2 tRNA genes and 2 rRNA genes are annotated in these 5,314 nt (G+C 52.2%); all 4 read right to left on the bottom strand.

Annotated elements, in window-relative coordinates:
- Positions 1-198 precede the first annotated feature (198 nt).
- Positions 199-3,090, bottom strand: a 23S ribosomal RNA gene (locus DBR44_RS19300).
- A 276-nt stretch (positions 3,091-3,366) separates the two neighbouring features.
- Positions 3,367-3,442, bottom strand: a tRNA-Ala gene (locus DBR44_RS19295).
- A 4-nt stretch (positions 3,443-3,446) separates the two neighbouring features.
- A tRNA-Ile gene (locus tag DBR44_RS19290) sits at positions 3,447-3,523 on the bottom strand.
- Positions 3,524-3,587: 64 nt separating this feature from the next.
- A 16S ribosomal RNA gene (locus DBR44_RS19285) occupies positions 3,588-5,123 on the bottom strand.
- The 16S and 23S rRNA genes sit together here with 2 tRNA genes alongside, the layout of an rRNA operon.
- Positions 5,124-5,314 lie beyond the last annotated feature (191 nt).

Raw genomic sequence — 5,314 nt, 5'->3', positions numbered from 1 at the left:
GGTCCTGTTCGGGATGGGAAGGCGTGGGACCACCTCGCTATGGCCACCAGACATAAACTGTCAACAAACTCGAAGAAGCTTTGTACCCCAGACTCTGTCTGGAACACTGAATTAATTAGATATCTTAATCTTGGATCTTTGATCGCGTCGCACATTCACTATCCATTCGGTCTTGGTCTCCCAAGCCACTCAAATGATAGGATCAAGCCTCACGAGCAATTAGTATCGGTTAGCTTAACGCCTCACAGCGCTTCCACACCCGACCTATCAACGTCCTGGTCTCGAACGACTCTTCAGGAGGGTCAAGCCCTCAGGGAAGTCTCATCTTCAGGCGAGTTTCCCGCTTAGATGCTTTCAGCGGTTATCTCTTCCGAACTTAGCTACCCGGCAATGCCACTGGCGTGACAACCGGTACACCAGAGGTTCGTCCACTCCGGTCCTCTCGTACTAGGAGCAGCCCCCGTCAAACTTCCAACGCCCACTGCAGATAGGGACCAAACTGTCTCACGACGTTTTGAACCCAGCTCACGTACCACTTTAAATGGCGAACAGCCATACCCTTGGGACCGGCTACAGCCCCAGGATGTGATGAGCCGACATCGAGGTGCCAAACACCGCCGTCGATGTGAACTCTTGGGCGGTATCAGCCTGTTATCCCCGGAGTACCTTTTATCCGTTGAGCGATGGCCCTTCCATACAGAACCACCGGATCACTATGTCCTGCTTTCGCACCTGCTCGACTTGTCGGTCTCGCAGTTAAGCTACCTTTTGCCATTGCACTATCAGCACGATTTCCGACCGTACCTAGGTAACCTTCGAACTCCTCCGTTACACTTTGGGAGGAGACCGCCCCAGTCAAACTGCCTACCATGCACTGTCCCCGATCCGGATAACGGACCAAGGTTAGAACCTCAAAGGGGTCAGGGTGGTATTTCAAGGTTGGCTCCACCAGAACTAGCGTCCTGGCTTCAAAGCCTCCCACCTATCCTACACAAACCACTTCAAAGTCCAATGCAAAGCTACAGTAAAGGTTCACGGGGTCTTTCCGTCTAGCAGCGGGGAGATTGCATCTTCACAAACACTTCAACTTCGCTGAGTCTCAGGAGGAGACAGTGTGGCCATCGTTACGCCATTCGTGCGGGTCGGAACTTACCCGACAAGGAATTTCGCTACCTTAGGACCGTTATAGTTACGGCCGCCGTTTACTGGGGCTTCGATCAAGAGCTTGCACCCCATCACTTAACCTTCCAGCACCGGGCAGGCGTCACACCCTATACGTCCACTTTCGTGTTGGCAGAGTGCTGTGTTTTTGATAAACAGTCGCAGCCACCGATTCTCTGCGACCTCTCCAAGCTCCATCCGCAAGGGATCTCACCTAAAGAGGCATACCTTCTCCCGAAGTTACGGTATCAATTTGCCGAGTTCCTTCTCCTGAGTTCTCTCAAGCGCCTTAGAATTCTCATCCTGCCCACCTGTGTCGGTTTGCGGTACGGTTCTTGTGTAGCTGAAGCTTAGTGGCTTTTCCTGGAAGCGTGGTATCAGTCACTTCAGGTCCGTAGACCCTCGTTATCACTTCTCGGTGTTGAATGAAAGGGCGGATTTGCCTACCCTAACCACCTACCAGCTTGAACGACCTATTCCAACAGGCCGCTGACCTAACCTTCTCCGTCCCCACATCGCACTACACAAAAGTACGGGAATTTTAACCCGTTTCCCATCGACTACGCTTTTCAGCCTCGCCTTAGGGGCCGACTCACCCTACGCCGATGAACGTTGCGTAGGAAACCTTGGGCTTTCGGCGAGCGGGCTTTTCACCCGCTTTATCGCTACTCATGTCAGCATTCGCACTTCTGATATCTCCAGCATCCCTTACGAGACACCTTCACAGACCTACAGAACGCTCCCCTACCATCTGCACTTACGTGCAAATCCGCAGCTTCGGTTATCAGTTTGAGCCCCGTTACATCTTCCGCGCAGGACGACTCGACCAGTGAGCTATTACGCTTTCTTTAAATGATGGCTGCTTCTAAGCCAACATCCTGGCTGTCTGGGCCTTCCCACTTCGTTTACCACTTAACTGATCATTTGGGACCTTAGCTGGCGGTCTGGGTTGTTTCCCTCTTGACGATGGACGTTAGCACCCACCGTCTGTCTCCCATGCTCGCACTTTCCGGTATTCAGAGTTTGCCATGGTTTGGTAAATCGCAATGACCCCCTAGCCATAACAGTGCTTTACCCCCGGAAGTGATACATGAGGCACTACCTAAATAGTTTTCGGGGAGAACCAGCTATCTCCGAGTTTGTTTAGCCTTTCACCCCTATCCACAGCTCATCCCCTAGTTTTGCAACACTAGTGGGTTCGGACCTCCAGTGCGTGTTACCGCACCTTCATCCTGGCCATGGATAGATCACTCGGTTTCGGGTCTACGCCCAGCAACTAAAGCGCCCTATTCGGACTCGGTTTCCCTACGCCTCCCCTATGCGGTTAAGCTTGCTACTGAACGTAAGTCGCTGACCCATTATACAAAAGGTACGCAGTCACCCCTTGCGAGGCTCCCACTGTTTGTATGCATCCGGTTTCAGGTTCTATTTCACTCCCCTCCCGGGGTTCTTTTCGCCTTTCCCTCACGGTACTGGTTCACTATCGGTCGATCACGAGTATTTAGCCTTGGAGGATGGTCCCCCCATCTTCAAACAGGATTTCGCGTGTCCCGCCCTACTTTTCGTATGCTTAGTACCAAGAATGAAATTTCGTGTACGGGGCTATCACCCACTACGGCGGCAGTTTCCAATGCCTTCCACTATCTCAATCTCTATCACATACAGGCTATTCCGCGTTCGCTCGCCACTACTGACGGAATCTCGGTTGATTTCTTTTCCTCGAGTTACTTAGATGTTTCAGTTCACTCGGTTCGCCTCCACAGACCTATGTATTCAGTCTGGGATACCTATTGCTAGGTGGGTTTCCCCATTCGGACATCGCGGGATCAAAGCTCTATTGCCAGCTCCCCCGCGCTTTTCGCAGGCTTACACGTCCTTCATCGCCTGTGATCGCCAAGGCATCCACCAGATGCACTTAGTCGCTTGACCCTATCATTTCAGTAACCTAGATTACCAATCCGACAGAATGTGTTTGTGCGACGTGCCACACCGCCCCTTTTGATATGGCGACATGACACTAGATACAATCAAATTCCCAAGATGACGATTTGTCCAACACAAAGAGTTAACTCTGTATCTTCCATCTCGCCGTCTAATTAATTCGGCTTCTTCAGTTTGTTAAAGATCGGGCATTGTAAAAACAACGCAAACAGAAATTCACGCAGCAATAAATTGCCGTGTGCGCTTTTGTTTGCACTGTAAGAATGGTGGAGGATGACGGGATCGAACCGACGACCCCCTGCTTGCAAAGCAGGTGCTCTCCCAACTGAGCTAATCCCCCAAACTGGTGGGTCTGGTAGGACTCGAACCTACGACCCCTGCGTTATCAACACAGTGCTCTAACCAGCTGAGCTACAAACCCAGTTACTACCCTTAAATCACGAATAACCGATAGGTTGTGAATACTTGACGATCGCCTTCTCTAGAAAGGAGGTGATCCAGCCGCAGGTTCCCCTACGGCTACCTTGTTACGACTTCACCCCAGTCATGAATCCCACCGTGGTAAGCGGCCTCCTTACGGTTAGCCTACCCACTTCTGGTGAAACTCACTCCCATGGTGTGACGGGCGGTGTGTACAAGACCCGGGAACGTATTCACCGCGGCATGCTGATCCGCGATTACTAGCGATTCCGACTTCACGCACTCGAGTTGCAGAGTGCGATCCGGACTACGATCGGTTTTATGAGATTGGCTCCACCTCGCGGCTTCGCGACCCTCTGTACCGACCATTGTATGACGTGTGAAGCCCTGGTCATAAGGGCCATGAGGACTTGACGTCATCCCCACCTTCCTCCGGTTTGTCACCGGCAGTCCCATTAGAGTGCTCAACTAAATGGTAGCAACTAATGGCAAGGGTTGCGCTCGTTGCGGGACTTAACCCAACATCTCACGACACGAGCTGACGACAGCCATGCAGCACCTGTGTGTCGGTTCTCTTTCGAGCACCAAGCCATCTCTGGCAAGTTCCGACCATGTCAAGACCAGGTAAGGTTTTTCGCGTTGCATCGAATTAATCCACATCATCCACCGCTTGTGCGGGTCCCCGTCAATTCCTTTGAGTTTTAACCTTGCGGCCGTACTCCCCAGGCGGTCAACTTCTCGCGTTAGCTACGCTACCAAGGATTCAAACCCCCAACAGCTAGTTGACATCGTTTAGGGCGTGGACTACCAGGGTATCTAATCCTGTTTGCTCCCCACGCTTTCGTGCATGAGCGTCAGTGTCATCCCAGGGGGCTGCCTTCGCCATCGGTATTCCTCCGCATCTCTACGCATTTCACTGCTACACGCGGAATTCTACCCCCCTCTGACGCACTCTAGCCGTGCAGTCTCCAATGCAGTTCCCAGGTTGAGCCCGGGGCTTTCACATCAGACTTACACAACCGCCTGCGCACGCTTTACGCCCAGTAATTCCGATTAACGCTTGCACCCTACGTATTACCGCGGCTGCTGGCACGTAGTTAGCCGGTGCTTATTCTTCAGGTACTGTCATCCCCCAAGGGTATTAACCTTAGGGATTTCCTCCCTGACAAAAGTCCTTTACAACCCGAAGGCCTTCTTCAGACACGCGGCATGGCTGGATCAGGCTTGCGCCCATTGTCCAAAATTCCCCACTGCTGCCTCCCGTAGGAGTCTGGGCCGTGTCTCAGTCCCAGTGTGGCGGATCATCCTCTCAGACCCGCTACTGATCGTCGCCTTGGTGAGCTCTTACCTCACCAACTAGCTAATCAGACGTCGGCCGCTCGAATAGCGCAAGGTCTTACGATCCCCTGCTTTCCTTCTCAAAGCGTATGCGGTATTAGCTATCCTTTCGGATAGTTATCCCCCACTACTCGGCACGTTCCGACGCATTACTCACCCGTTCGCCACTCGTCAGCGGAGCAAGCTCCCTGTTACCGTTCGACTTGCATGTGTAAAGCATGCCGCCAGCGTTCAATCTGAGCCAGGATCAAACTCTTCAGTTCAATCTCATAGCAAATTTTCTGGCACGCAAGATCAAAGAAATAAACAAGTACTTCTTCTTCTTGCAGTGCAAGTATTTGGCTTTCGCCAAGTACTCACACCTATCGGTTATTCTGTTTTTTAAAGAGCGGTGCAGGTCGCTGCGTTTCGTTTCCGTCGCTGCGTTGTCTGCTGAGGAGGCGAACTATACCGC

This window comes from Aquitalea sp. FJL05, from assembly GCF_003852595.1.
GTDB lineage: Bacteria > Pseudomonadota > Gammaproteobacteria > Burkholderiales > Chromobacteriaceae > Aquitalea > Aquitalea aquatilis.
Note: the sequence above shows the minus strand (reverse complement) of the source record. Positions and strands in the feature narration are given on the sequence as shown.